Annotated in this window: 23 protein-coding genes and 1 riboswitch; of the genes, 16 read left to right on the top strand and 7 right to left on the bottom strand. The window is 65.6% G+C overall.

What is annotated here, in order from left to right; all coding sequences use genetic code 11:
• The first annotated feature begins 3 nt into the window (after positions 1 to 3).
• From ACT6QG_RS03645 to cobJ, 3 genes are read left to right on the top strand one after another with little or no spacing between them, the layout of a single operon-like run.
• The gene (locus ACT6QG_RS03645; RefSeq protein WP_444976380.1) at positions 4 to 657 is read left to right on the top strand and encodes a precorrin-8X methylmutase; all 654 of its coding nucleotides are present in this window, start codon (positions 4 to 6) and stop codon (positions 655 to 657) included.
• 5 nt (positions 658 to 662) lie between these two features.
• The gene (locus tag ACT6QG_RS03650) at positions 663 to 1,427 is read left to right on the top strand and encodes a precorrin-2 C(20)-methyltransferase (protein ID WP_444976248.1); all 765 of its coding nucleotides are present in this window, start codon (positions 663 to 665) and stop codon (positions 1,425 to 1,427) included.
• Positions 1,424 to 2,224, top strand: a complete 801-nt coding sequence (cobJ, locus tag ACT6QG_RS03655) for a precorrin-3B C(17)-methyltransferase (RefSeq protein ID WP_444976249.1) — start codon at positions 1,424 to 1,426, stop codon at positions 2,222 to 2,224. The genes ACT6QG_RS03650 and cobJ overlap by 4 nt, the downstream gene beginning before the upstream one ends.
• 23 nt (positions 2,225 to 2,247) lie before the next feature.
• On the opposite strand, the gene ACT6QG_RS03660 is transcribed toward cobJ, so the two are convergent.
• On the bottom strand, positions 2,248 to 2,991 hold the full coding sequence (locus ACT6QG_RS03660; RefSeq protein ID WP_444976250.1) for a cobalt-precorrin-6A reductase: 744 nt from the start codon (positions 2,989 to 2,991) through the stop codon (positions 2,248 to 2,250).
• On the opposite strand from ACT6QG_RS03660, the gene cbiE reads away from it, so the two are divergent.
• The 5 genes from cbiE to ACT6QG_RS03685 are packed head-to-tail and all read left to right on the top strand — an operon-like array spanning position 2,990 to position 7,807.
• Positions 2,990 to 4,279, top strand: coding sequence for a precorrin-6y C5,15-methyltransferase (decarboxylating) subunit CbiE (cbiE, locus tag ACT6QG_RS03665; protein ID WP_444976251.1), 1,290 nt, complete (start codon positions 2,990 to 2,992; stop codon positions 4,277 to 4,279). The two genes, ACT6QG_RS03660 and cbiE, sit on opposite strands and share 2 nt — an antisense overlap.
• Positions 4,266 to 4,730 (top strand): cobalamin biosynthesis protein, encoded by a 465-nt coding sequence (locus ACT6QG_RS03670; protein ID WP_444976252.1) that lies wholly within the window; start codon positions 4,266 to 4,268, stop codon positions 4,728 to 4,730. The genes cbiE and ACT6QG_RS03670 overlap by 14 nt, the downstream gene beginning before the upstream one ends.
• Positions 4,727 to 5,542 carry a precorrin-4 C(11)-methyltransferase gene (cobM, locus tag ACT6QG_RS03675; protein WP_444976253.1) on the top strand — a complete coding sequence of 272 codons (816 nt, stop codon included), beginning with the start codon at positions 4,727 to 4,729 and terminating at the stop codon, positions 5,540 to 5,542. The genes ACT6QG_RS03670 and cobM overlap by 4 nt, the downstream gene beginning before the upstream one ends.
• 14 nt (positions 5,543 to 5,556) lie before the next feature.
• A complete protein-coding gene (gene cobA, locus ACT6QG_RS03680) occupies positions 5,557 to 6,381 on the top strand; it encodes a uroporphyrinogen-III C-methyltransferase (protein WP_444976254.1) in 825 nt (274 codons plus the stop codon).
• A 52-nt stretch (positions 6,382 to 6,433) separates the two neighbouring features.
• On the top strand, positions 6,434 to 7,807 hold the full coding sequence (locus ACT6QG_RS03685; RefSeq protein ID WP_444976255.1) for a cobyrinic acid a,c-diamide synthase CobB: 1,374 nt from the start codon (positions 6,434 to 6,436) through the stop codon (positions 7,805 to 7,807).
• A gap of 95 nt (positions 7,808 to 7,902) precedes the next feature.
• Here ACT6QG_RS03685 and ACT6QG_RS03690 read toward each other — a convergent pair whose 3' ends face one another.
• From ACT6QG_RS03690 to ACT6QG_RS03705, 4 genes are all read right to left on the bottom strand, one after another.
• A complete protein-coding gene (locus ACT6QG_RS03690; RefSeq protein WP_444976381.1) occupies positions 7,903 to 9,036 on the bottom strand; it encodes a ribonucleotide-diphosphate reductase subunit beta in 1,134 nt (377 codons plus the stop codon).
• A gap of 22 nt (positions 9,037 to 9,058) precedes the next feature.
• The gene (locus tag ACT6QG_RS03695; protein WP_444976256.1) at positions 9,059 to 11,938 is read right to left on the bottom strand and encodes a ribonucleoside-diphosphate reductase subunit alpha; all 2,880 of its coding nucleotides are present in this window, start codon (positions 11,936 to 11,938) and stop codon (positions 9,059 to 9,061) included.
• A 100-nt stretch (positions 11,939 to 12,038) separates the two neighbouring features.
• Positions 12,039 to 12,217: riboswitch (cobalamin riboswitch) on the bottom strand.
• Positions 12,218 to 12,605: 388 nt separating this feature from the next.
• The gene (gene mgtE, locus ACT6QG_RS03700) at positions 12,606 to 13,982 is read right to left on the bottom strand and encodes a magnesium transporter (protein WP_444976257.1); all 1,377 of its coding nucleotides are present in this window, start codon (positions 13,980 to 13,982) and stop codon (positions 12,606 to 12,608) included.
• A gap of 129 nt (positions 13,983 to 14,111) precedes the next feature.
• Positions 14,112 to 14,729 carry a carbonic anhydrase gene (locus ACT6QG_RS03705; RefSeq protein ID WP_444976258.1) on the bottom strand — a complete coding sequence of 206 codons (618 nt, stop codon included), beginning with the start codon at positions 14,727 to 14,729 and terminating at the stop codon, positions 14,112 to 14,114.
• 342 nt (positions 14,730 to 15,071) lie between these two features.
• Here ACT6QG_RS03705 and ACT6QG_RS03710 point away from each other — a divergent pair, with 342 nt between their 5' ends.
• Both ACT6QG_RS03710 and ACT6QG_RS03715 read left to right on the top strand, forming a co-directional pair.
• Complete coding sequence (locus tag ACT6QG_RS03710; protein WP_444976259.1) at positions 15,072 to 16,493, top strand: transporter substrate-binding protein; 1,422 nt, start codon at positions 15,072 to 15,074, stop codon at positions 16,491 to 16,493.
• Positions 16,494 to 16,663: 170 nt separating this feature from the next.
• Positions 16,664 to 17,200 (top strand): Dps family protein, encoded by a 537-nt coding sequence (locus ACT6QG_RS03715; RefSeq protein WP_444976260.1) that lies wholly within the window; start codon positions 16,664 to 16,666, stop codon positions 17,198 to 17,200.
• 78 nt (positions 17,201 to 17,278) lie between these two features.
• Here the strand turns inward: ACT6QG_RS03715 and ACT6QG_RS03720 are convergent, their stop codons facing one another.
• A complete protein-coding gene (locus tag ACT6QG_RS03720) occupies positions 17,279 to 18,112 on the bottom strand; it encodes a class I SAM-dependent methyltransferase (protein ID WP_444976261.1) in 834 nt (277 codons plus the stop codon).
• A 166-nt stretch (positions 18,113 to 18,278) separates the two neighbouring features.
• Between ACT6QG_RS03720 and ACT6QG_RS03725 the strand changes: the two genes are divergently transcribed.
• Both ACT6QG_RS03725 and ACT6QG_RS03730 read left to right on the top strand, forming a co-directional pair.
• Positions 18,279 to 19,001 (top strand): TlyA family RNA methyltransferase, encoded by a 723-nt coding sequence (locus ACT6QG_RS03725; RefSeq protein ID WP_444976262.1) that lies wholly within the window; start codon positions 18,279 to 18,281, stop codon positions 18,999 to 19,001.
• Between the two features lie 5 nt (positions 19,002 to 19,006).
• Positions 19,007 to 20,260, top strand: coding sequence for a class I SAM-dependent RNA methyltransferase (locus ACT6QG_RS03730; RefSeq protein WP_444976263.1), 1,254 nt, complete (start codon positions 19,007 to 19,009; stop codon positions 20,258 to 20,260).
• Positions 20,261 to 20,307: 47 nt separating this feature from the next.
• Here the strand turns inward: ACT6QG_RS03730 and ACT6QG_RS03735 are convergent, their stop codons facing one another.
• Positions 20,308 to 20,490, bottom strand: a complete 183-nt coding sequence (locus ACT6QG_RS03735) for a hypothetical protein (protein WP_444976264.1) — start codon at positions 20,488 to 20,490, stop codon at positions 20,308 to 20,310.
• Between ACT6QG_RS03735 and cysD the strand changes: the two genes are divergently transcribed.
• From cysD to ACT6QG_RS03755, 4 genes are all read left to right on the top strand, one after another.
• Positions 20,474 to 21,382: a sulfate adenylyltransferase subunit CysD gene (gene cysD, locus ACT6QG_RS03740; RefSeq protein ID WP_444976265.1), complete on the top strand. Its 909-nt coding sequence runs from the start codon at positions 20,474 to 20,476 to the stop codon at positions 21,380 to 21,382. The two genes, ACT6QG_RS03735 and cysD, sit on opposite strands and share 17 nt — an antisense overlap.
• Positions 21,382 to 23,277 (top strand): sulfate adenylyltransferase subunit CysN, encoded by a 1,896-nt coding sequence (gene cysN, locus ACT6QG_RS03745; RefSeq protein ID WP_444976266.1) that lies wholly within the window; start codon positions 21,382 to 21,384, stop codon positions 23,275 to 23,277. The genes cysD and cysN overlap by 1 nt, the downstream gene beginning before the upstream one ends.
• 177 nt (positions 23,278 to 23,454) lie before the next feature.
• Positions 23,455 to 24,534, top strand: a complete 1,080-nt coding sequence (locus ACT6QG_RS03750) for an aminotransferase class V-fold PLP-dependent enzyme (protein WP_444976267.1) — start codon at positions 23,455 to 23,457, stop codon at positions 24,532 to 24,534.
• A gap of 34 nt (positions 24,535 to 24,568) precedes the next feature.
• On the top strand, positions 24,569 to 25,189 hold the full coding sequence (locus tag ACT6QG_RS03755) for a YcgN family cysteine cluster protein (protein ID WP_444976268.1): 621 nt from the start codon (positions 24,569 to 24,571) through the stop codon (positions 25,187 to 25,189).
• Positions 25,190 to 25,308 lie beyond the last annotated feature (119 nt).

A 25,308-nucleotide genomic window follows, 5' to 3' on the forward strand; every position in this document is an offset into this window, starting at 1 on the left:
CCGATGGACCTGAAGCGCCCCGCCACGCGCGAGACCTATGAGAAATCCGGCGCGCAGATCTACCGTCGCTCCTTCGCCATCATCCGCGCGGAGGCAGATCTCTCCCGCTGGCGCAACCAGCCGGCGGCCGAACGGGTGGTGGTGCGCATGATCCATGCCTGCGGCATGACCGACCTGCCCGCCGACATCGCCATGTCCGACGATTTCGCGCAGAAGGCGGAGGCGGCCCTGCGCGATGGCGCCCCCCTGCTGTGTGATTGCCGGATGGTGGCCGATGGCATCACCCGCGCCCGCCTTCCGGCGGAAAACGAGGTGCTGTGCACGCTGAATGACCCGCGCGTGCCAGAGCTGGCGCTGGCGCAGGGCACCACCCGCACCGCTGCCGCCATGGCCCTTTGGGGGCAAAGGCTGGCCGGCGCCGTGGTGGTGGTGGGCAATGCCCCCACCGCCTTGTTCCGCCTTCTGGAGATGCTGGATGAAGGCTGCCCGAAGCCTGCGGCCGTCATCGGCATTCCGGTGGGGTTCGTCGGGGCGGCGGAATCGAAGACGGCGCTGGCGGAAGACGGGCGCGTGCCCTTCCTCATCGTTCGGGGGCGGCGCGGCGGCAGCGCCATGGCGGCGGCGGCGGTGAACGCCCTTGCCAGCACGCAGGAGTGAGAGGCATGGAACAGCCTGCAATCCGCCCGGCCCATACAGACGCCCCCACCTTGCTCTATGGCATCGGTCTTGGCCCGGGAAACCCGGACTACATGACCCTGAAAGCCCGCCGCCTGCTGGATGAGGCCGATCTGCTGGTCCATTTCTGCAAGGCGGGCGAGCGCGGCAATGCCCGGCGCATCGTGGATGCCATTCTCCCGCCCCGGCCGGAGCGGGAGCTGGCCCTGCCCTATCCGCTCACCACCGAACTGCCCCCGACCGACCCGGAATATCGCGCCCGCCTTGCCGCCTTCTATGAAGACGCGGCTGCGCGACTGGCCGGGGAGATGGCAAAGGGCCGTCGCATCGGCGTGCTGTGCGAGGGAGACCCCTTCTTCTATGGTTCCTTCATGCATCTGTGGCGCCGCCTCGCTCCGCGTTTTCCCACGGAAGTGGTGCCTGCCGTCTCCGGCATGTCCGCCGCATGGACCCATGCCAATGCCCCCATCACATGGGGCGATGACATTCTCACCATATTGCCCGCCACCCTGCCGGAGGATGTGCTGGCAGAGCGCCTGAAGCTGACGGATGCCGCCGTCATCATGAAGATGGGCCGCCATCTACCCAAGGTGCGCCGCGCCCTGCGACAGGCCGGGCTGGAGAAGCGCGCCATCTATGCCGAGCGGGTGAGCATGGCCGGGGAAAAACTGATGCCCCTTCAGGACAAGGTCTCGGATGAGGCGCCCTATTTCTCCATGATCATCGTCCCCGGCGAGGGGCGGCGGCCATGAGCACATCCCGCATGGCCCTGCAGCCGGGCGGCTGCCTCACCATCATCGGCCTCGGCCCGGGCGATGCCCGCTATCTCACCCCTGCCGCCCGGGCGGCGCTGGATGCCGCCACGGACCTGATCGGCTATTTCCCCTATGTGGAGCGCGTGCCGGAGCGCCCCGGGCTGAAGCGCCATGCCAGCGACAACCGGGTGGAGCTGGACCGCTCCCGCCATGCGCTGGAGCTGGCGGCGGCGGGCGCAAGGGTGGCGGTGGTTTCGGGAGGAGATCCCGGCGTGTTCGCCATGGCGGCCGCCGTTTTCGAGGCGATGGACACCGGACCGGACCACTGGCGCGCCCTCCCGGTTGCGGTGGAGCCGGGCATCACCGCCATGCTGGCGGCAGCGGCAAGGGCGGGTGCGCCACTTGGGGGTGACTTCTGCGCCATTTCGCTTTCCGACAATCTCAAGCCCTGGGCACTGGTGGCAAAAAGGTTGGATGCAGCGCTGGGCGCGGATTTCGCGATTGCGCTTTACAACCCCGTCTCGAAAGCCCGCCCGCACCAGCTCGATGACGCCTTCGCCATTGCCCGCACCCATCGCGCGCCGGATACGCCGGTGCTTCTGGCGCGGGCTGTCGGGCGAGCGGAGGAAAGCTTGCGGATCGTGCCTCTTGGCGATGTGCGCGGGGCGATGGCGGACATGTCCACCCTTGTGCTCATCGGGGCCAGCACCACGCGGATGATCCCGAAGGCAGATGGCGGGGCCTATCTCTATACACCGCGCTTCCACAAGGGGCTGGAGACACAGCCCGCATGATGTGCCGCCCGGCCTCCCCGCTTTCACATGCCGCCATGGGCCGCCACGAAGGCCAGCGCCTCGTCCACGCTCTGGGTCGCCGGCATGTGTCCCGTCGCGGGGCGGGCGATCATCACCACCGGCAGGCCCAGCATGCGCGCGGCCTCGACCTTGCCATAGGTGGAGGCGCCGCCCGAATGCTTGGTGACAAGAACATCCACCTGTGCGCGGGCCATCAGCTCCGCTTCCGCCCGTGCGTCGAAGGGGCCGCGGGCATTGAGTTCCGCCAGATGGGGCACGGCCAGCGCATCCCCCACCGGCTCGATGGTGCGCACCAGATAATGGTGCTGCGGCGCGGCGGCGAAAGCCGGCAGGCCCTGCCGGCCAATGGTGAGGAACACCCGGCGCGGCCGGATGCCCAATGCCGTGACAGCCGCGGCCAGATCCGCCACCTCCAGCCAGATGTCCCCGGCCTGCTTCACCCATCCCTGACGATGCAGGGCGAGGGCGGGAATACCGGTCTGCGCGACCGCCTGCACGGCATGGGCGGAGATGCGTGCGGCGAAGGGGTGCGTGGCATCCACCAGCCCTGTCACCCCCTCCGCACGGATGAAGCGCACCAGCCCCTCCACCCCACCGAAACCGCCGATGCGCACCGGCAGGGGCAGGGCCTGCGGCGCGGCGGTGCGCCCGGCGAGGGAGACAAGGCAATCCCTCACCCCGGCATTGGCACAGGCGCGGGCAAGTGTTGCAGCTTCGCGGGTTCCACCCAGAATGAGTACGCTCATGGACAGGTTTTCCCCCATGCCGGATGAGATGTCGAGCGTCCAGCCGGCCCGCCCCTGGCTCACGCTTGTGGGCATGGGCGAAGATGGGCGCGCCGGCCTTTCCGCCACGGCCCTGCGCGCGCTCGAAGAGGCCGGGCTGGTGGTGGGGGGCCGCCGGCATCTCGCCCTTGCAGCTCCCTTTTCCGGCACGGCGCTGGCCTGGCCCAGCCCGTTGGAGGAGGCCATTCCCGCGATTCTGGCACGGCGGGGGCATCCTGTCTGCGTGCTGGCGAGCGGCGATCCCTTCCATCATGGAGTGGGCAGCGTGCTGACACGCCATATGGCGGTGGAGGAGATGACCTGCCTGCCGCATCCCTCGGCCTTTTCACTCGCGGCGGCAAGGATGGGATGGGCCTTGCAGGAAAGTGTGTGCATCAGCCTGCATGGACGCATGCTGGAGCGCATCATCCCCGCTCTCGTGCCCCGCGCGCGCATATTCGCCCTCTCCTGGGATGGGACGACGCCCGGCAAGCTTGCGGCCCTGCTCACGGACCGCGGCTTCGGCCCCTCCCGCATCACGGTTCTGGAAGCATTGGGCGGCCCGCGGGAGAAGATCCGCGGCGCGCAGGCGCAAGACCTTGCACTGACGGATATCGATCCGCTCAACATCATCGCGCTCGAGATTGTCGCCACGGCGCAGGCCCGCATTCTGCCCCTCACCTGCGGGCTGGATGAAGCCTGGTTTGCCCATGACGGGCAGATCACCAAAGCGGAGATCCGCGCCCTGACCCTTTCCGCCCTCGCGCCCAAACCGGGCGAACTGCTGTGGGATATCGGCGCGGGGTCCGGCTCCGTTTCCATCGAGTGGTGCCTGCGCCACCCTGCCAACCGCGCCATGGCCGTGGAGGCGCATGCGGAACGCGCCAGCCGCATGGCCCTGAACCGTCTGGATTTCGGCGCGGAGGGGCTCAGGATCATTCAGGGCCGCGCCCCGCACATTCTGGACGACCTGCCCGTGCCCGATGCGGTTTTCATCGGCGGAGGGCTCACCTGCCCCGGTGTGTTCGAGGCCGCATGGGCGGCCTTGCGCGAAGGGGGACGGCTGGTGGCCAATGCGGTGGCGCTGGAAAGCGAGGCGCGCCTTGCCAGCCTGCTGGCCAGCCATGGCGGTACGCTCAGGCGCTTTTCCATCAGCCGGCTCGAACCGCTCGGCACCCTGCATGGCTGGCGCCCGGCCATGCCTGTCACCCAGTGGTGTGTGGTGAAACAGACCAACAGACATGTGAAGGTGAGCCATGACGAAGTCTGAAATACAGGTGGATGCCCATGTCATCGCCGGCTTTGGCATGACACGGACGGTGACGCCGGAAATCCTTCAGGAGCTGTTGGGCGAGGTGCTGGCGGCGGCCGCCATCAAGCCCGGCTCCATTACCGGCATCGCCACCCTTTCCGCCCATGCGGACCTTCCGGCCTGTACCGCGCTGGCCACCCATCTGGATGTGCCGCTCTACACGGTGGAAGAGGCAGAGCTGCCAACCGTGGATGCCCATGTCATCACCCGCTCCAGCCGCATCCTGAAGCGCTTCGGCACCGGCTCCGTGGCGGAGGCGGCGGCCCTGCTGGTGGCCTCGCGTCTGGCCCATGGCGCGCAGGCCCGCCTGCTTCTGCCGCGCATGCGCGCCCGCACCGAGCGCTGTTCGGCCACATGTGCGCTGGCGGTGGTGGCACGCATCGGGGAACAGGTGGAGGACCGGAAATGAGCATTCATTTCATCGGCGCGGGGCCGGGCGCGGCAGATCTCGTCACCGTGCGCGGACGCGATCTCATTTCCCGTTGCGGCATGTGCCTGTTCGCCGGCTCCCTCGTCGCCCCGGAAATGCTGCGCTGGTGCCCGCAGGATGCGGAAATCATCGATACCGCGCCGCTCGATCTGGATACCATCATTGCCCATATGCAGCGCGCCCATGCGGCGGGGACCGAGGTGGCGCGCCTGCATTCCGGCGACATCTCCATCTGGAGTGCGGCGGGCGAGCAGATGCGGCGGCTCGATGCCCTCGCCATTCCCTACAGCATCACCCCCGGCGTGCCGGCCTTTGCCGGTGCGGCAGCAGCGCTCGGACAGGAGCTGACCGTGCCGGAACTGGCGCAATCGCTCATCCTCACCCGCACATCCGGCCGGGCCAGCGCCATGCCGGAGCGCGAAACCCTCGCCGCCTTCGGGGCAACCGGGGCAACGCTGGCCATACATCTGTCCATCCATGTGCTGGAACAGGTGGTTGCCGAGCTGACCCCTCTCTATGGGGCGCAGTGCCCGGCCGCGGTCGTGTTCCGCGCCTCCTGGCCGGAGGAAAGGCTGATCCGCGCGCCCTTGTGCGATCTTGTGGCCGCGGTGGCAGAAAATGGCGGGGTGGAACGCTCCGCCCTCATCTTTGTCGGCCCCGCGCTGGGCGAGGTGAAGGCGCGGGAAAGCGCGCTCTATTCCACCGATTATGACCGCCGCTTCCGCCCCGGCTACCAGCCCTCTCCGGCAGGTGCGCAAACGGCCGCATCCGGGGCACCCCCCCGCTCATGACGCACATATCCTCCATGTCCGACACATGCCATGGCCCTTCAGGCGCCCCACTTCCCGCCCATCTTTTCCCGGAGTTCACGGCCGGCACGGTCTGGCTGGCCGGCGCGGGCCCCGGCGATCCGGGCCTGCTGACCCTGCATGTGCTGCATGGCCTGAACAGCGCCGATGTCATCGTGCATGACGCGCTGGTGGATGCGCGCATTCTCGCTTTGGCCCATTCCGGCGCGATACTGGAATTTGCCGGCAAGCGCGGCGGCAGGCCCTCGGCCACGCAGGATGACATTACCCACCGCCTCATCACCCTGGCCGGAGAAGGCCGGAAGGTGCTGCGGCTGAAAGGGGGTGACCCGTTCATCTTCGGCCGGGGCTTTGAGGAGGCCGAGGCGCTGACGCGGGCGGGCATCGCCTTCCGCATCATGCCCGGTGTCTCCAGTGGTCTGGCCGGGCTGGCCATGCATGGCGTGCCCGCCACCAGCCGGGACACCAACCACGCCGTCATTCTGGCCACCGGCCACGGGGCGGAAGGGCAGGAGCTGGATTTCAGGGCGCTGGCACAGGCCGGTGCACCGCTTGTGCTCTATATGGCCGTGGCGCGGATGCCGGAGATTGTCGCCGGGCTGCTCGCCGGCGGTCTTTCCCCGCACACTCCGGCGCTCGCCATTCATGCTGTCTCCACCGCGGCCGAGGATGTGGTGGAAACCACGCTGGCGCAATTGCCCACCCGCGCGGCGGAAGGCGCGATCCGCTCGCCCAGCGTGGTGGCCATTGGCGCCATCGCGGCCTTGCGTCCGCGCATTCTGGCGGGTCTTGAGAAGGCCGCCACCCCGCCACCGGGCTGAATGCCTTGCGCCGAGCCTCAATTTCAGCATCCGCGCCTGAAAGAATGGACAGATGAATCCCAGCGCCAACACCCCCTCCCTACCCCCCGGCCTGCTGATAGCGGCCCCGCGCTCCGGCTCCGGCAAAAGCACGGTCACGCTGGGGCTTCAGCGCGCCTTGCGGCGCTGGGGCCTTGCCGTGCAGGGCGTGAAATGCGGGCCGGATTATATCGACACCGCCTTCCACGCCGCCGCCACGGGGCGCGCCTCCATCAATCTGGACAGTTTCGCCATGCCGCCCCAGATGATGGCGGGGCTGGTGGAGGGTGCGGCGGCCGGAGCGGACATCATCATTGCTGAAGGCTCCATGGGGCTGTTCGATGGGGTGCGGGCGGATGCGGGGCGCACCGGAGCCTCCGCCGATGTGGCGGCGATTTTCGGCTGGCCGGTGGTGCTGGTGGTGGATGTGGCGGGCGCGGCGCAATCTGCCGCCGCCGTGGCGCTGGGCTGCGCCAGCTATGATCCGCGCATCACCGTTGTCGGCGTCATTCTCAACAATGTGGCCAGCGACCGCCACCAGAGGCTGGTGGAGGAAGGGCTGAAGGTCATCGGCCTGCCGGTTCTGGGTGTGGTGCGGCGTGATGGCGCGCTGCTTCTGCCGGAGCGTCATCTGGGGCTGGTGCAGGCCCATGAGACCGATCATCTGGACGCCCGGCTGGACAGGCTGGCCGACTGCTGCGCCGAGAGCGTGGACATCGAGGCCCTGCGCCGGATGGCCTTCACAAGGCCCGCAGATGAACTGACCGGCCTCCTGCCCGACCATCTGACGGCCGGCAGCGCCTCGCCCCTGCCCCCGCCCGGCCAGCGGATCGCGCTGGCGCAGGACCGCGCCTTCTCCTTCATCTATGCGCATATTCTGGAAGGCTGGCGGCAGCAGGGCGCCGAGATGGTGCCCTTCTCACCCCTCGCCAATGAAGCGCCTGACGACAGCTGCGACAGCTGCTGGCTGCCGGGCGGATATCCGGAACTGCATGCGGGCACCCTTTCCGGCGCCACGCATTTTCTGGAAGGCCTGCGCCGCTTTGCCCGCACCCGCCCGGTGCATGGAGAATGCGGGGGCTATATGGTGCTGGGCCGCACCCTGGAAGATGCGGAAGGCGTGGTGCACCCCATGGCCGGGCTTCTGCCGGTGAACACCAGCCATGCCCGGCGCAAGCTGCATCTGGGTTATCGCGTGGCGCATCTGGTGCATGATTGCGCGCTGGGCCCGGCGCAGAGCCGCCTTGTGGGCCACGAGTTCCATTATGCCAGCGTGGTGGAAACCGATGCCGCCCCCGAACATGCCTTCGCCCATGTGAGCGATGCGGAGGGGCGCGAACTGGGCCTTGCGGGCCACAGGATAGGTCAGGTTTCCGGCAGTTTCTTCCACGTCATCTGCGCGGGCTGAGGCCAGGCGCGACATGAGGCGGGAATGAGGGGTGCGGCAATCCTTGCTGCCGCACCCTCTTCAGGCACAGGCGCCGGCTGCCCGGCGCGCAACACTCAATCCCAGGCGAGCGCGCCGCCATTCTGGTATTCGATGACGCGCGTCTCGAAGAAGTTCTTTTCCTTCTTCAGGTCCATCGTCTCGCTCATCCACGGGAAGGGGTTTTCCACATCCGGGAAGACCGGGGCAAGGCCGATCTGCGCGCAGCGGCGATTGGCGATGAAATACATATACTGCTCGCACAGCGCCGCATTCAGGCCCAGAAAACCGCGCGGCATGGTATCGCGCCCGTAAGCGGCCTCCAGCTCGGCCGCCTCCTTGATCATCTGCCGCACCTCCTCCTGGAAGGGGACGGTCCACAGATGCGGGTTCTCGTGGCGGATCTGGTTGATGACGTCGATGCCGAAATTCAGGTGAATGCTCTCGTCGCGCAGGATGTACTGATACTGCTCGGCAATGCCCACCATCTTGTTGCGGCGGCCCAGCGAGAGGATCTGCGCAAAGCCGGTATAGAACCACATGCCCTCGAACACGACATAGAAGGCCACGAGATCGCGCAGGAAGGAACGCGCGCCCTCTTCCGTCTCGGTGGAGAAGGTGCCCTCGGCAAGGTCTGATGTATATTTCAGAGCCCACGCCGCCTTGTCGGTAATGGAGGGCACCTCGCGATACATGTTGAAAAGCTCGCCCTCATCAAGGCCAAGGCTTTCCACGATATACTGGAAGGTGTGGGTGTGGATCGCCTCCTCGAAAGCCTGGCGCAGCAGATACTGGCGGCATTCGGGATTGGTGATCTGCTTGTAGATGGCGAGCACGATATTGTTCGCCACAAGGCTCTCGGAAGCGGCGAAGAAGCCGAGATTGCGCTTCAGCATGCGCCGCTCGTCCTCTGTCAGCCCGTCGCGGGATTTCCACAGGGCGATATCCGCCTGCATGGAGACTTCCGTCGGCATCCAGTGATTGTTACAGCCGGCCAGATACTTCTCCCAGGCCCACTTGTATTTCATGGGCAGGAGCTGGTTCACGTCGGCGCGCGCATTGATCATGCGCTTCTCATCCACGGTGACGCGGGCACCGGAGCGATCAATCTCGCCCAGACCCGTGGAGTCCGCCTCCTGCGCCGGGACGGAGCCGGGCGCGGGCGGGACGGCGGGGTTTGCCTTCACAGGCGTGTCAGACCAGTCGAGCATCATTGTTCTTCTCCACCTGCACTTACTGGCAGGCTTCACAATCAGGATCATTGATGGAGCAGGCCGCCGGGGCAGCCATGGGCGCATCCACCAGAATGGGAGCTGCGGCCGAGACCGCATTGAGACGGCCATCCGTGCCCTTCAGCGTGGACTTCTCCACATGGGTGGCCGAGCGGGCGCGCAGATAATAGGTGGTCTTCAGCCCCTGCCGCCACGCATACAGATAGGCCTCATGCAGCTTCCGCCCGGAAGGCTGGTCGATATAGAGATTGAGCGACTGGGCCTGATCGATCCATTTCTGCCGGCGGGCGGCGGCGCGGATCAGCCATTCCGGCGCAATCTCGAAGGCGGTGGCATAGAGCGCCTTGAGATCCTCCGGCACACGATCAATAGCGCTGACCATGCCGTCATAATATTTCAGATCGGAGATCATCACCTCGTCCCACAGGCCGCGCGCCTTCAGGTCATGCACCAGATTGGCGTTCACCACGGTGAAGTCGCCCGACATGTTGGCCTTCACATAAAGCTGGCTGTAGGCCGGCTCGATGGACTGGGACACGCCGACAATGTTGGAGATGGTGGCGGTGGGAGCAATGGCCAGCACATTGGAATTGCGCATGCCGATGGATGTCACCCGCGCGCGCAGGCTCTCCCAGTCGAGGCGCTGGGTGCGGTCCAGTTCCACATCCCCGTCACGGGCATCGGAGAGCAGTTCGAGGCTGTCGATCGGCAAAATGCCCCTGGACCACAGCGAGCCCTCGAACGAGGCATAGCGCCCGCGCTCGGCCGCCAGATCCACCGAGGCGGAAATGGCGAAATAGCTGATGGCTTCCATCGAGACATCGGCAAACGCCACCGCATCTTCGCTGGCCGTCGGCAGGCGCAGCTTTTCCAGCGCATCCTGATGGCCCATCAGCCCCAGCCCCACCGGACGGTGACGCAGGTTCGAGCGGCGCGCCTCGGGAATGGTGTAGAAATTGATGTCGATGACATTGTCGAGCATCCGCATGGCGGTGCCAACCGTGCGCTTCAGCCGCTCGAAATCCAGCCCATTGGGGCCGATATGGGCGGCCAGGTTCACCGAGCCGAGATTGCACACCGCCACTTCATCGGCATTGGTGTTGAGGGTGATCTCGGTGCACAGATTGGAGGAATGCACCACACCGGCATGCTGCTGCGGCGAGCGCAGGTTGCACGGGTCCTTGAAGGTCACCCACGGATGGCCGGTCTCGAACAGCATGGTCAGCATGCGCCGCCACAGGTCCAGCGCCTTCACCGTGCGATACACCTTGATCTCGCCCCGCGCCGCACGGGCTTCCGCCGCCTCATAGGCTGCCTTGAAGGGCTTGCCATAGAGGTCATGCAGCTCCGGCACCTCGTCGGGTGAGAACAGGGTCCAGTCGGCGCCGGCTTCCACGCGCTGCATGAACAGGTCGGGGATCCAGTTGGCGGTGTTCATGTCATGGGTGCGGCGGCGGTCATCGCCGGTATTCTTCCGCAGATCGAGGAACTCCTCGATATCGACATGCCAGGTTTCGAGATAGGCGCACACCGCGCCCTTGCGCTTGCCGCCCTGGTTGACGGCGATGGCGGTGTCGTTCGCAACCTTCAGGAAGGGCACGACACCCTGGCTCTGGCCATTGGTGCCCTTGATGTGCGCGCCAAGGCCACGCACCGGGGTCCAGTCATTGCCGAGGCCGCCGGAATATTTCGCCAGAAGGGCATTGTCGCGCACGGCCTTGAAGATGCCGTCCAGATCATCCGCCACGGTGGTGAGGAAGCAGCTGGAGAGCTGCGGGCGCAGCGTGCCGGAATTGAACAGGGTCGGCGTCGAGGCCATGAAGTCGAAGGACGACAGCAGATTGTAGAACTCGATGGCCCGCGCCTCGCGGTCGATCTCGCGAATGGCGAGGCCCATGGCGACGCGCATGAAGAAAGCCTGCGGCAGCTCGAACCGGGTGCCCGAGACATGCAGGAAATAGCGGTCATAGAGGGTCTGGAGACCGAGATAGTCAAACTGGAGATCGCGCTCCGGCTTCAGGGCCGCGGAAATGCGGGCCAGATCGAACCGGCCCAGTTCCGGGTCCAGCAGCTCGGCCTTGATGCCGGCCTGCACATAGGCCGGGAAATATTCCCCATAGCGGGTGTCCATCTGCGCCTGTGTGGCCTCATCCGCATAGCCGGCAATGAAGCTGAGGGCCTCGCGGCGCAGCTTGTCTGTCAGCAGGCGGGCGGAAACCTTGGCGTAGTTCGGCTCGGTCTCGATCAGGGTGCGGGCGGCGAGGATGGGCGCCAGCGCCAGCTCGTCACGGGTGATGCCGTCATACAGATTGCGCTTCGTCTCGGTGAGGACCGGATCGGGCGAGACGCCATCGAGCCCGGCGCAGGCTTCGCGCACCACGGTATCAAGGCGGGCACGGTCGAGCGGCACAAGCGTGCCATCGGCCTCACGCATCTGCAACTCGGGCACGGCCTGAACCTGCGCCTTCTGGGCCAGTGCGGCGGCGCGCTCACGGGCGCGGTCCTCGCGATAGAGCACATAGGCGCGGGCGACCTTGTGGTGCTCGGAGCGCATGAGCGCGAGCTCCACCTGGTCCTGAATGTCCTCGATATGGAAGGTGCGGCCCGTATCCACACGACGGGTGAGATTGGCCACCACCTGCGCGGTGAGATCGGCCACGATGTCATGCACCCGGCGCGAGGCCGCGGCATTGCCGCCTTCCACCGCCAGAAACGCCTTGGTGAGCGCAACGCCGATCTTGGAAGGGTCGAACGGCGTCACCGCGCCATTGCGGCGGATCACCTGATAACCCGGCTCAGCATTGCGCGACGTCTGGACGGCAGCCGGGGCCGGCGTGCTTCCCACCATGGACGGACGTTCTGACTGTGCCGAGAGTGACATGTGTGCCTGCTTTCCTGATTTCCATAATCGAGGGTGCAGCAGGCAACGGGAGACGAGGGGCAGCCCTTCTCCACTTTACCCGCCGGACACCCCGCCCGAGGTCTCTTTTCCGGTCACGGCAGGTCTCCTGGCTCGCGGGTCAGCGCACTTTGCCGGCCTTCCCGGTTTCCCAGTGACCCAGTTGGCAAGAGCTCGTCGCTTACAGTTGCGGGGGCAGCCCCGGCTTCACACCGGCTTCCCTCTTGGCTCTCGAAAGAGACCGTGACCGCTACATGTAGTAGGCTGACAGGGTTTCCAGTCAATATGCTGTTTCTGCAACAGGCTCGGCCCTTCTGGAGGGCTGCTTTGAAAAAGCTGGTGGATCAACTCATTAGAGCGAGTGCACCGCAAAAGGAATGTCTCGCGGATCACATTCTGCCGACTTTTGAAAAACGGGGGATTATGTGGACAAGCCCCGCCCCGCTGAAGGCAACAGACTGAAAAGACAGGCGCATCGCATTTCATCAGAGGCTTGGCAGGGCCCGCCGGCCCCTCGAATCGTTGCCCGGCTTTCCTCCGGGTGCAGGGCGCGCGCCGCACAACCGGAACATGAAAAGGCCGCGCATGTTTCCATGCGCGGCTCCTGTTCCACCCGCTCAGCGGGCCGGCTGCACCCGGTGCCGCACCATTACAGGATGGTGCCGGACAGCAGCAGCCAGGCCACCGAGAAATAGATGACGATACCGGTCACATCGACCAGCGTGGCGACAAAGGGCGCCGAGGCGGAGGCCGGATCGAACCCCACGCGCTTGATGATGAACGGCAGCAGCGAGCCGGTGATGGAGCCGAACGTCACGATGCCGACCAGCGCCACGCCGATGGTGACGGCCAGAATCACCCAGTGCTCGCCATAATCGAAGAAGCCGATGCCCTGCCACACCGCGATGCGGACAATACCGATCATGCCGAGAATGGCGCCCAGCACGATACCTGTCGGCAATTCACGCAGCGCCACGCGCCACCAGTCCTTCAGCGTCACCTCCCGCAGCGCCAGGGCGCGGATGATGAGGGAGGTGGCCTGGGAGCCGGAATTGCCGCCCGAGCTCATCACCAGCGGGATGAACAGGGCCAGCACGATGGCCTTCTCCAGCTCGTCCTCGAACACCTGCATGGCCGAGGCGGTGAGCATTTCCGCAAGGAACAGCACGCACAGCCAGCCGGCGCGCTTCTTGATCATGTGCGCGAAGGAGATCTCGAAATAGGGCATGTCGATCGCTTCCATGCCGCCCATGCGCTGCACGTCCTCGGTCTGCTCCTCGATCATGGCGTCGATGACGTCATCCACCGTGATGATGCCCAGCACATGATTGGTGCTGTCCACCACCGGCAGGGCCAGCACGTCATATTTGGAGATGACGCGGGCCACATCCTCGCGCGTCATCGCCGGCGTGAGGGTGATGACCGGATGCGAGAGAGAGGCGACAAGCACATTGTCGTCCGGCTCGGCCGCGATCAGCCGGCGCAGGGTCACCATGTTCTCGAGGCGGTGCGTGGAGGGGTTCAGCACATAGATGGCATAGACCGTCTCGCGCGAGCGCTCGACCCTGCGGATATGCTCGATGGTCTGCTGCACGGTCCAGGTAGAGGGCACGCTCACGAACTCGGTGGTCATCATCGAGCCTGCCGTACCCTCGGCATAGGACATGAGATGATCGACAGAGGCGCGGGTCTCGGGCGAAAGACCCTGATGCAGGCGGGCCCGGTCATCCTCCTCCACCCAGCGCAGCACATCCACCGCGCGGTCGGCGGACATGCCTTCCAGCAGGGCGATGGCCTTGTCCTGCGGGAGGGTGGCCAGAATCTCGCTCGCATCCTGGAACTGGGGCTGGTCGAAGACCTCCACAGCCCATTCCAGCGGCATGCGTGTAATGATCTCGATGACATCCTCATTGCTCTTCTCATTGAGCAACTCAACGATGTCCGCGACATGCTCATGCGCCATGGGCGCGCCAATGGCAGTGTTCACTGCATCCACCACCTTCCTGGGATCATTCACAACCGACATGCAACCACCTCTCTCGCGGGAGCGCACGCGCCCAGCCCCCAACCGCGTTCAGGCCGGGCATAAGCGAGCCCGGCAGACATGATCCGAGATCATATCTCTCAGGGCCATGACAGAATTAAATCAATGTCCTCAGATCGGCACACACTGGAAGCGGCCATCGGCGCCCAGCAGTTCGAGCTGGCCGGTTGCCACACCGAAATATGCCCCGTTCAGGGTCAGGTCTCCGGCCTTCACACGTTCGGCGATCCAGGGGAAGGAATGAAGGTTCTCGAGGGAAAGCTGGACGCAGCACTGTTCACAGAAGCGCTGGCGTTCGGCCGGAGGCAGATTGGAAGCCATAGCACGTTCACGCGCCGGTTCGGCAATCTCCATCCATCCGGGCACGAAGTCCCGTGCACCGGGAGGGGCGCCATCCAGCAGCGCGCTCACACCGCCGCACTGGGCATGGCCCATCACCACGATATTCTTCACCTTCAGCACCCGCACGGCAAACTCGATCGCGGCCGAGGTACCGTGATGGTTCGCATCCGGGCCGAAGGGGGGCACCAGATTGGCGACGTTGCGCACGATGAACATCTCGCCGGGGCCGGCATTGAAGATCATCTGCGGGTCAACGCGGCTGTCCGAACAGGCAATGACCAGTGTTTCCGGCTTCTGCCCCCTGGCGGCGAGCTGCTCGAAAACCTGCTTGCGTTCGGGCCACGCAATTTCACGGAACCTTTTGTAACCGGAGATCAGTTCGTCCACGCGGGTTGCTCCCTGCTGCCTGCATCGGATCGGGTAGCGCACCGAATGTCGGGCGGACGCTTTCGTCAAGACACTTTCCGGCGCGGCAGGATCTTTTTTGCCGGAGCAGGATTATTTGGCCGCCCGGCGCAGCATGAAGGACACAAGCTTCGGCAGGAGCGATGCAAAAATGCACCAGTCCGGCCGGGAAACGGCCGGCAGGGTGAAATTCCTTAATCCAGCCATGTGAAAAGCACCCCGCTGCCATAGCCGACAGCACACAATGAACATCCCTGAAGCCCGGAGAGCGGCGCCTGCGCCTATGGCTTGCCTTGCCCGGGTGGCACCAGAAAGAGATGAGGCATGAGTAAGGTGCACAGATGGACACGTGGCAAACTGGGGCTTCTGGCCACCCTGCTGGTGGTCGCGGCGGCAGGAGCGGCTCTTCTCGTTGCGGCGCCGGCCACGGCGAATGCGAAGAAGAAGACGCCCATCCGTATCGGCATTCTTGAGCCTGCTCTCGACACCACCGGCAATGCCGCGATGCTGAAGGACATCATCGTGATGCTGATCGAGGAGCAGAACCGCAAGGGCGGCCTGCTCGAACGCAAGCTCGAGGCGGTGGCCGTCTCCCCCACCAGCCTGCCACAGGCACAGGCCGAGGCGGCGCAGGAACTGCTCAACCGGGATCATGTCTCCGTCATCTTCAGCGCGAATCTGGACGAGAGCGGACCGGACGTGCAGAAGCTCTTTGCCGGCTCCAATGCCCTGCTGTTCGATTCCGCCCCCACCAGTGGCGATGACAGCCCCCCGAAGGTGCTGCACACCGGCGCGGCCCCCAACCAGCAGGCGCTGCCGGCGGTCGACTATCTGGCCTCCGGCAAGGGTGTGGAGCGCTGGGTTCTGCTGGGAACGGACGGCAAATGGCCCCGCGCCACCAACCGCATCATCGAGGCCGAGCTGAAGGCCCGCGGCGTGCCCGCCCGCAACATCCTCATCATCGACACCCCGCCCGACATCTCGGACTGGTCCGGCATCCTTGCCGATATCCGGGCCTTTGCCGGGCACGGGGACAAGACCGCTGTCATCTCCACCCTGATGGGCGACCAGGCCAATAACGGCTTCTACAAGGCGCTTGCCGCACAAGGGCTCTCCGGCCAGATGGCGGAGGCTGCCCCGCAGGCGGTGCCGGCCGATGCCACACCTGCTCCCCTTGCCGCGCCCGCCCCCCCTGCCACATCTGCCGGCACATCCAACCAGCTCATCGTGCTCAGCCTCTCCCTCGGCGAGGAAGACCTGACCCGGCTCGACTGGCGCGCCATGACAGGCACGCTGATCGCCGGCAATTATGTCACCTCATCCCCCACCCCGGACAACAAGGCGTTTCTGGAACGCTGGAGGGCCTTCAGCAAGGACCCGGAAAGACTGGCGAGCGACCGGGTGGAGGCCCACCGTCTGGGCTTCAGCATCTGGGCGAAGGCTGTCGCCAAGGCAGGCACCACCGATGCCGCCCCGGTGGCCGATGCCATGACCAATATCCGGCAGCTCAGCCTCACCGGTGACATCGTCCAGATGCTGCCCAACCGGCATATCACCCGCGCGGCCTTTATCGGCGAGGTGAATGGCGAAGGCACGCTGACCCAGGTCTGGAAGAGCCCCGGCCTCATTGCCGGCGCAAGCTGGGCGGAGCTGCGAAAGGAAATGGCCACTCCGGAGAGCGCCGCCCCGGCAGGCAAGTCTACCGCAAACACACAATCGGACGATGTGAATACTGCACCGCAATAACTTTGAACTACATCAGACTGGACCCAAGCCTTTGTCACATATGTATTAAGAAGAGGCGCTAAACTCATTCCATTTCAGATCTGCCCCTGAAACAGAAAAATGATGCACGAAAACTTTGCGTTTTGGTAAACATGAGTCATCATGAGGGCAGAAACACAGGAGTACGCCCCATGACTGTCGTTCGTTCCCTCTCCAAAAAGTCGGGCGGTGGCGCATTGGCGACGCCCACGGACCTTGAGCCGGCCCAGGTCGCCAAGGTCGCTGCCGCTCTCAACCAGGTGCTGGCGGATGCCTTCGTCCTTTATCTGAAGACGAAGAACTTCCACTGGCATGTCAGCGGCAAGCATTTCCGCGACTATCATCTGCTGCTGGATGAGCAGGCGGGCACCATCTTCGCCACGTTCGATGATCTGGCGGAGCGGGTCCGCAAGCTGGGCGCGCCCACCATCCACTCTTTCGCGGAAGTGCTCAAGCTCACCACGCTGAAGGAAAACAATGATGGCTTCATCACCCCCGAAGCCATGTTCGAGGAACTGATCGCCGACAACAAGGCGATCATCAAGACCATCCGCAATGCCCACGCCATCTGCGATGAGGCCGATGACATCGCCTCGGCCGGGCTGCTGGAAGGCTATATCGATGAGGCTGAAAAGCGGCTGTGGTTCCTGTTTGAAACCAACCAGAACCGCACGGACAGCGCCAGCTGAGCCCTTTCGCCCACCGGCCTGAACCATGGAAGCCGCCGGCCCTCACCGGCGGCTTCCCGCATTTTGCAAGCGCGCTTCTCAGCCGGCGCGCACGCACACAAGGCGCACCACCGCAATGCGCCGCTCCTTCAGATTGCGGATCTGGTTGCGCATCATCTGCGGGAAATCCGGCCCCAGCAGCAGCGCCAGGTTCGGCAGTTGCGCCGGCCCGGCCGGGGCGGATGGCATCTGGCTGAACCAGTCCGCGCTTTCCTGCGTGGTATCGACCATCTCCAGAAGGTCGAAGCCCGCCGCCTCCAGCAGGCTCCCCATCTGTGCGGCCGTGGCCAGATGGCTGATGGCAGGGGTACGCGCCCAGGGCACCGGATAGAGCACCTCTCCCCCCTCGCCCTGCAAGATGTCATAGATGACGAACCGCCCGCCATGCTTCAGCACCCGGTGCGCCTCGGCATACATACGGTCCTTCGCGGCGATATTCATCGCCACATGAATGGTGAAGGCGGCATCGAAACTGGCGTCGGCAAAGGGCAGGCAGGTTGCATCACCGGCCTGAAAGGCCACCTTGTTCCCCAGCCCCACCCAGTCGCTCAACTCGGCGGCGGCGGCGCAATAGGCCGGGCTGAGGTCAATGCCGGTGACATGGCAGCCATGCAGCTCCGCCAGCGCCCGCGCCGGGCCGCCCAGCCCGCTGCCAATGTCCAGCACCCGGCTTTCCGGCGCAAGCGCCAGATGCGCGGCGATTTCAAGCGTCGCCGCATGGCCGCGGATATGAAACTCATCCACCGCGCGCAGATCCCTCGTGGTGAGATGGGCCATGTCCTTCCCGGCCGCCTCAAGACGCGCGGCGATGCGCACGGCCAGAGGCGGCGCGGATGGAAGATCATCTCCATAATGGCGGGCCACATCATCCATGCTGCGCTCTCCCTTCCTGTCTTTCACCCCCACAATGGCACTGCCCCCGCCTGCAAGGCCAGAGCCGGGAGGATTTGCGCTCGCTCCCACCTTGCCCTATGCACAGCCCGAACGCCTCTGGAACCATTCGAAGCTGAACCGGGGCGGCATCGCAGCGGGCCGAGGCATGCGCATAGATCGTCTTCTGGTGGAACGCGGGCTCTTTGAAAGCCGCGCACGGGCGCAGGCCGCCGTGCAGGCGGGGCTGGTGCGCGTGAATGGCGCTGTCATCTCCAAGCCCTCCGCCGATATTGCCGAAGATGCGCGGATCGAGGCGCAGGACATTCATGACTATGTCTCGCGCGGGGCGCTGAAGCTGGAGGCCGCGCTCGCAGCCTTTGACCTGGACCCGGAAGGGATGCGCGCGCTGGATGTCGGCTCATCCACCGGCGGTTTTACGGAAGTGCTGCTGCGGCGGGGCGCCGCGCATGTCTTCGCCGTGGATGTGGGGCATGACCAGCTGCACCCACGCCTGCGCCGGAACCCGGCCGTGACGGTGATGGAGGGGACGGACATTCGCACCGTGAGCCCGCAGGCCCTTGGCGGGCCGGTGGATATGGTGGTGATGGATGCCAGCTTCATCTCCCTTTCCCAGATCCTGCCGGCGGCCCTCGCCTGCGCCGGGGCGGGGGCGCATCTGGTGGCGCTGGTGAAGCCGCAGTTCGAGGCCGGCCGCAGCGCCCTCAAGAAAGGCATCGTGCGCGACCCGCAGGTGCATGAGGAGGTGTGCGCCGCCGCGCGCGCCAGCGTGCAGGCACTGGGCTGGCAGGTGCAGGGCATCATCCCCTCTCCCATTGCCGGCGGCGATGGCAACCGTGAATTTCTGCTGGGAGCCGTGCGGGCGCAATGACAGCCATGACAGACACCATGGGCCGCGAGGCCCTGCACACGCTCACCATCGCCCGCATGGGCGCGCAGGGAGACGGCATCGCCCAGACGGGGAACGGTCCGGTCTTCGTGCCCTATGCCCTGCCGGGCGAGGAGGTGCGTGGCACGCTGGACAAGGACCGTTTCCGGCTGGAGGCCATCCTCACCCCCAGCGCGGAACGCACGGACCCGGCCTGCACCCATTTCGGGCGCTGCGGCGGCTGCCTGTTGCAGCACTGGCAGGCCGAACCCTATCTGCGCTGGAAACATTCTCTCGTCGCCGAAGCGCTCGGGCGGGAGCGGATCGAGACCGATATCACCCCCGTCATCGATGCCCATGGTGCGGGGCGGCGGCGGGCCATCTTTCATGCCCGGCGCTATGGCCGGCGCACAGTTGTGGGCTTTGCCGAGCGACGCTCCCACACCATGGTGGACATGGCGCAGTGCCCGGTCCTCGCCCCGGAGCTGGACAAGGCGCTGCCGGCCGCGCGCGCGGTGGCGGAGATGCTGGCATCCATGAACAAGCCGCTGGATCTCCAGCTCATCGCCACGCAAACCGGGCTGGATATGGATGTCCGTGGCTCCGGCCCGATTCCCCCGACCGCACTGATGGATCTGGCGGAGATTGCCGAGCGCTTCAACCTGGCCCGTTTCACCCGCCATGGGGAACTGCTGCTGCAACGCGCCGCCCCCACGCTCACCATGGGCCGGGCGCGGGTGGAACTGCCCGCCGCCGCCTTCCTTCAGGCCACCGCCTTGGGCGAGGAAACCCTGGCGCGGCTGGTGAATGAGGCGGCAGCCGGCGCCAGGAAGGTGGCGGACCTGTTCTCGGGCGTCGGCACCTTTGCCCTGCGTCTGGCCGAAACCGCACAGGTCTTCGCCGCCGAAAGCCATGCCGGCGCCATCAAGGCCCTTCAGGCCGCCAGCCACACCGCCCCCGGCCTGAAGGCCGTGAAGGGCGAGGTGCGCGATCTCTTCCGCCGCCCGCTGCTGGCCCCGGAACTGGCGGCCTTCGATCTGGTGGTAATGGACCCGCCCCGGCAGGGGGCCGAGGCGCAGGCGCGCGAGCTGGCGGGCGCAAAGCTCTCCCGGCTGGTCTATGTCTCCTGCAATGTCGCCAGCTTTGCGCGCGATGCCCGCATTCTTCTGGATGGCGGCTGGGTGCTGGAAAGCGTGACCCCCGTGGACCAGTTCCGCTACTCGCCCCATGTGGAACTGGTGGGCCGTTTCGTGCGACGGTGAGGGTGCCCGCCCATAATCACATTCACAATCTGTTTTATAAATAAAAATCACAAGGAATATTGATTAAAAGCTGGCAACGCGCTAACCCCTAGGCGCAGCAGGCTGGGCTTGCCGGCCGCGCGCACCAGGGATGGCTGCCGCGTGGCGCACGCTTCCGCATGTTGAATATCCGCATTTTCACAGCAGAGAATGCCCCAAGGAGTTGCCGCGACGATGTCGTCTGATCGCATGACGCACCTCAAGCGTCTGGAGGCCGAATCCATCTTCATCATGCGGGAGGTGGCGTCCGAATTCTCCAACCCGGTGATGCTCTATTCCATCGGCAAGGATTCGGCCGTGATGCTGCATCTGGCGGTGAAGGCCTTCTATCCTTCCAAGCCGCCCTTCCCGCTGCTGCATGTGGACACCACCTGGAAATTCCGGGAGATGATCTCCTTCCGTGACCGGATGGCGCGGGAGCTGGGCTTCGAGCTGCTCACCCACACCAATCCGGACGGGCTGGCGCAGAACATCAATCCGTTCGATCACGGCTCCAATCTCTACACCCATGTGATGAAGACCGAGGCGCTGAAGCAGGCGCTGACCAAGCACGGCTTCGATGCGGCCTTCGGCGGCGCGCGGCGCGACGAGGAAAAGAGCCGCGCCAAGGAGCGCATCTTCTCCTTCCGCACCGCCAATCACGGCTGGGACCCCAAAAGCCAGCGCCCGGAGCTGTGGAATCTCTACAACACCCGCGTAAAGCCGGGCGAGAGTATCCGCGTCTTCCCGCTCTCCAACTGGACCGAGCTGGATATCTGGCAATATATCCTGGCCGAGAACATTCCGATCGTGCCGCTTTATTTCGCCGCCGAGCGCCCGGTGGTGGAGCGGGGTGGCCAGCTCATCATGGTGGATGACGAGCGCCTGCCGCTGAATCCCGGCGAGGTGCCGCAGAAGAAGCGCATCCGTTTCCGCACGCTCGGCTGCTATCCGCTCACCGCCGCGGTGGAGAGCGATGCCGACACGCTGGAGGAGATTGTCGGTGAAATGCTCACCGCCCGCACCTCCGAGCGCGCCGGTCGCCTGATCGACCATGACGAGGCCGCCTCCATGGAAAAGAAGAAGCGGGAGGGCTATTTCTGATGACCCGTCAGCCTGAAGCCTCGGCTTTTTCCGAATATCTGGCCGCGCAGGAAAACAAGAGCCTGCTGCGCTTCCTCACCTGCGGCAGCGTGGATGACGGCAAGAGCACGCTCATCGGCCGCCTGCTCTATGACACCAAGCTGCTGTTCGAGGACCAGATCGCCACCCTTTCGGCGGATTCGCGCAAGCATGGCACGGCGGGTGAGGATCTGGACTTCGCCTTGCTGGTGGACGGGCTTGCCGCCGAGCGCGAGCAGGGCATCACCATTGATGTGGCCTATCGCTTCTTCGCCACCGACAAGCGCAAGTTCATCGTCGCCGACACCCCCGGCCATGAGCAATATACGCGCAACATGGCAACGGGCGCCTCCAACTCGGATCTCGCCATCATTCTGGTCGATGCCCGACAGGGCATCCTGACCCAGACCCGCCGCCACTCCTACATCGTCAAGCTGCTGGGCTTGCAGCATGTGGTTCTGGCGGTGAACAAGATCGACCTTGTGGACTTCTCGCAGGAGCGGTTCGACGAGATCGTGAAGACCTATTCCGAATTCGTCGCCGATTTCGGCTTCGATACGCTGGTGCCGATTCCGCTTTCCGCCCGCTTTGGCGACAATGTCATCGCGCGCAGTGAAAACACGCCCTGGTACAGCGGCCCCACTTTGCTCCAGCATCTGGAGAATGTGGCGGTGGAAAACGAGGCGCTGGCCCGCCCCTTCCGCCTGCCGGTGCAGTGGGTGAACCGGCCGAATCTCGACTTCCGCGGCTTTTCCGGCACCATTGCCTCCGGCATTGTGCGCCCCGGTGATGCCGTGGTGGTGGCCGGTTCCGGCGCGACCAGCCGCATCAAATCCATCGTCACCGCCGATGGCGAGCTGGAGGAGGCCTCAGCCGGCGAGGCCGTGACACTGACCCTGACGGATGAGGTGGATGCCTCGCGCGGCGACATCCTCGCCGCCGCGTCCGACCGGCCGGAGGTCTCCGACCAGTTCGCCGCCCATCTCATCTGGATGCATGATGAGGCGCTGCTGCCGGGCCGGCCCTATCTCATCAAGATCGGCACCCGCACAGTGGGCGCGACCGTCACCGAGATCAAGCACAAGGTGGATGTGAACACCTTCCAGCGCCTCGCCGCCAAGACACTGGCGCTGAACGAGGTGGCGGTGGTGAACTTCTCCACCCATGAACCGGTCGCCTTCGATCCGTTCGCGGACAATCCGAAGACCGGGGCCTTCATCGTCATCGACCGGATGAGCAATCTGACGGTTGGCGCGGGCATGGTGGATTTCGGCCTGCGCCGTGCCACCAATGTGCACTGGCAGGAGCTGAATGTCTCCAAGCAGAGCCGCGCGGCGCTGAAGGGGCAGAAGCCCGCCGTGCTGTGGTTCACCGGCCTTTCCGGAGCGGGCAAGTCCACCATCGCCAATCTGGTGGAGAAGAAGCTCAATGCGGAAGGCCGCCACACCTATCTGCTGGATGGCGACAATGTGCGCCACGGGCTGAACCGGGATCTGGGCTTCACCGATGCCGACCGGGTGGAGAATATCCGCCGCGTGGCCGAGGTGTCGAAACTCTTTACCGATGCCGGCCTGATCACCCTCGTCTCCTTCATCTCCCCCTTCCGCGCCGAGCGCCGTCTGGCGCGCGAGCTGCTGGGGGCGGGCGAGTTCGTGGAGATCTTCGTCGATACCCCGCTGGAAGTGGCGGAGGCGCGGGACGTGAAGGGCCTCTACAAGCGGGCGCGCGCCGGGCAGATCAAGAACTTCACCGGCATTGACAGCCCCTATGAAAAGCCGGAAGCCGCCGAGATCACCCTTTCCGCCGGCGCCGAAAGCCCGCAGGCCATGGCCGATGCCGTGGTGTCCTGGCTCAAGGCCAATGGTTATGTGGACTGATCTTCAAAGGGGCTGAAAGCGGTATCTTGAAGAGCGGAGCGTTTGCCTGTTTCATCGCAGGCAGGCAAACGCTCCCGGGCTTGTGCGGGTGCCCTGTTCCGGTGCAAACCGCCATTCCGGGCGCCATATCGCCTCACCTGTTTGCTGCATGTCAGCGCCCAGCGGGAGCATCCGGCCTTGCCTGTCTATCTCAATGCCGCAAGCCATGGCCTGCCGGAGCGGGCAACGCGGGAGCGTCTGGCGCTGGAGGCCCGGCGGGAACTTGAGCATCCGTCCCTCATCACCACACCGCAGATGCAGGCCGCGCTGGATGATGTGCGCCAGAGCGCGGCCCGGCTTCTGGATGCGCCGGCCGGACAGATCGTGCTGGGCCACACCACCACCCAGACATGGCTGGGCGCCATCGCCCGCCTGCCGCTCGCCGGGCGACGCATCATCGTGGCCCCGCATGAATGGGGCGCGCATGTGCGCATCCTCCGGCAGATGACCCGCATTTACGGCCTTGTGCTGGAGGTGATACCGGAAGAGGAGGCCTTTGCGCCCGAGGCATGGGCAGCGCGACTGGATGAGGATGTGGCCGCGCTCATCCTGCCCATGGTCACCAGCGCGGAGGGCCTGCGCTATCCCGTGGAGGGTATTGGGGCCCTGCCCCGCCCGCCGCACACACTGCTTGTGGTGGATGGGGCGCAGGCCTTCGGGCGTATTGCGGTCTCCATGGCCGCTCTCGGCTGTGACCTGCTGGTTGGCACCGCCCGCAAATGGCTGCGCGCCCCGCGCACCACGGCACTTGCCGCCCTTTCGCCCACGGGCACACGGATTCTGGGCATCACCGCGGCGGATCTTGAGCCTTATGACGCCCATACCGGCCTGAGGCTCGCGCTGGGCGTGGCACTGGACAGGGCGCTTGCCCACGGGTTGGAGCGCATCTCCTGCGGGCTGGCGGGGCGCGAGGAAGCCTTGCGCGCCGCTCTTGTCGCGGCACAGCTGGAACGCTGGCTCATCCGGCCCGGAGAAGGGCGGCAGGCACCGCCCCGCGCGCCCGGGCAGGTGACGCTGGCGATTCCCGCAGCCGAGCGCCCCCGGCTGGAGCAGAACCTTCAGGCCGCGCGGATCATTGCCAAATGGTGCCATCCCCCGTTCGAGGAACCCCTGTCCGGCCGCGCCACCCAGCCGCATCTGGCCCTTCTGCGCCTGACCCCGCATCTGGACAACACCGACCACGAATTTGAAACCGTGGCGCGCGCCCTGCGCGGGTGAGGCCAAACGCGCGCATTTATGCTAAGGCATGCCCATGACCGCGACGCTGACAGCCCCAGACCAGCCCTCCCCTTCATCCCCCGCCGCCCCGGAAACACCCCCGGCCGAGCCTTTCTGGCGCACCACCCCGCTGGCCGCCATGAGCGCCGAGCAGTGGGAAAGCCTGTGCGACCAGTGCGGGCGGTGCTGCCTCGTGAAGCTGGAGGATGAGGATAGCGGGCAGATTGCCTATACGGATGTGGCCTGCCGCCTGTTCGACATGGATACCTGCCGCTGCGCCGATTACCCCAACCGCAGCCAGACCGTGCCCGAATGCGTGCGCCTGACCCCGGAGGTCGTGGAAACCCTGAGCTGGCTGCCCCCCACCTGCGGCTATCGCCTGATCCGCGAGGGCAAGGATCTTCCCTTCTGGCATCCGCTGGTCTCCGGCACACAGGAAACCGTGGTCACATCCGGCATCTCTGTCGCCGGCCGCGTGGCCGGGCTGGAAGGTGATTTCGGCCTGTTCGAGCTGGTCGATCATCTGGCCTCATGGCCGGAGCGCTGGCCCAGGGCGGCAAAGCCAACCCAGCCGGGCAAGGCGGGACGCAACACGCGCACCAGCGCGGGACGACGCGCCGGGGCCGGTGGCGCAAAGGCCGGGCGCGCCCGCTGAAAGCCTGCGGGCACATGCATCCGGTCCCGCCGAAACCCTGCCCGGATGCCGCCGGTTCCACCAGCGTGCTCCATCATCCTGTTCAGGCCACTTCCATATTTCACTTTCCGATATTGCAG

The organism is Haloleucobacter ellipsoideus (assembly GCF_052491725.1).

What these genes read in the sequence shown, in the direction of transcription:
- cysD (WP_444976265.1), top strand. Translation starts at nt 20,474, where the DNA reads ATGTCGTCTGATCGCATGACGCACCTCAAGCGTCTGGAGGCCGAATCC.
- ACT6QG_RS03695 (WP_444976256.1), bottom strand. Translation starts at nt 11,938, where the DNA reads ATGTCACTCTCGGCACAGTCAGAACGTCCGTCCATGGTGGGAAGCACG.
- mgtE (WP_444976257.1), bottom strand. Translation starts at nt 13,982, where the DNA reads ATGTCGGTTGTGAATGATCCCAGGAAGGTGGTGGATGCAGTGAACACT.
- ACT6QG_RS03730 (WP_444976263.1), top strand. Translation starts at nt 19,007, where the DNA reads ATGACAGACACCATGGGCCGCGAGGCCCTGCACACGCTCACCATCGCC.
- ACT6QG_RS03650 (WP_444976248.1), top strand. Translation starts at nt 663, where the DNA reads ATGGAACAGCCTGCAATCCGCCCGGCCCATACAGACGCCCCCACCTTG.
- cobM (WP_444976253.1), top strand. Translation starts at nt 4,727, where the DNA reads ATGAGCATTCATTTCATCGGCGCGGGGCCGGGCGCGGCAGATCTCGTC.
- ACT6QG_RS03735 (WP_444976264.1), bottom strand. Translation starts at nt 20,490, where the DNA reads ATGCGATCAGACGACATCGTCGCGGCAACTCCTTGGGGCATTCTCTGC.
- ACT6QG_RS03710 (WP_444976259.1), top strand. Translation starts at nt 15,072, where the DNA reads ATGAGTAAGGTGCACAGATGGACACGTGGCAAACTGGGGCTTCTGGCC.
- cbiE (WP_444976251.1), top strand. Translation starts at nt 2,990, where the DNA reads ATGGACAGGTTTTCCCCCATGCCGGATGAGATGTCGAGCGTCCAGCCG.
- ACT6QG_RS03670 (WP_444976252.1), top strand. Translation starts at nt 4,266, where the DNA reads ATGACGAAGTCTGAAATACAGGTGGATGCCCATGTCATCGCCGGCTTT.
- ACT6QG_RS03685 (WP_444976255.1), top strand. Translation starts at nt 6,434, where the DNA reads ATGAATCCCAGCGCCAACACCCCCTCCCTACCCCCCGGCCTGCTGATA.
- cobJ (WP_444976249.1), top strand. Translation starts at nt 1,424, where the DNA reads ATGAGCACATCCCGCATGGCCCTGCAGCCGGGCGGCTGCCTCACCATC.
- ACT6QG_RS03725 (WP_444976262.1), top strand. Translation starts at nt 18,279, where the DNA reads ATGCGCATAGATCGTCTTCTGGTGGAACGCGGGCTCTTTGAAAGCCGC.
- ACT6QG_RS03690 (WP_444976381.1), bottom strand. Translation starts at nt 9,036, where the DNA reads ATGCTCGACTGGTCTGACACGCCTGTGAAGGCAAACCCCGCCGTCCCG.
- ACT6QG_RS03720 (WP_444976261.1), bottom strand. Translation starts at nt 18,112, where the DNA reads ATGGATGATGTGGCCCGCCATTATGGAGATGATCTTCCATCCGCGCCG.
- ACT6QG_RS03715 (WP_444976260.1), top strand. Translation starts at nt 16,664, where the DNA reads ATGACTGTCGTTCGTTCCCTCTCCAAAAAGTCGGGCGGTGGCGCATTG.
- ACT6QG_RS03755 (WP_444976268.1), top strand. Translation starts at nt 24,569, where the DNA reads ATGACCGCGACGCTGACAGCCCCAGACCAGCCCTCCCCTTCATCCCCC.
- cysN (WP_444976266.1), top strand. Translation starts at nt 21,382, where the DNA reads ATGACCCGTCAGCCTGAAGCCTCGGCTTTTTCCGAATATCTGGCCGCG.
- ACT6QG_RS03645 (WP_444976380.1), top strand. Translation starts at nt 4, where the DNA reads ATGGACCTGAAGCGCCCCGCCACGCGCGAGACCTATGAGAAATCCGGC.
- ACT6QG_RS03660 (WP_444976250.1), bottom strand. Translation starts at nt 2,991, where the DNA reads ATGAGCGTACTCATTCTGGGTGGAACCCGCGAAGCTGCAACACTTGCC.
- cobA (WP_444976254.1), top strand. Translation starts at nt 5,557, where the DNA reads ATGTCCGACACATGCCATGGCCCTTCAGGCGCCCCACTTCCCGCCCAT.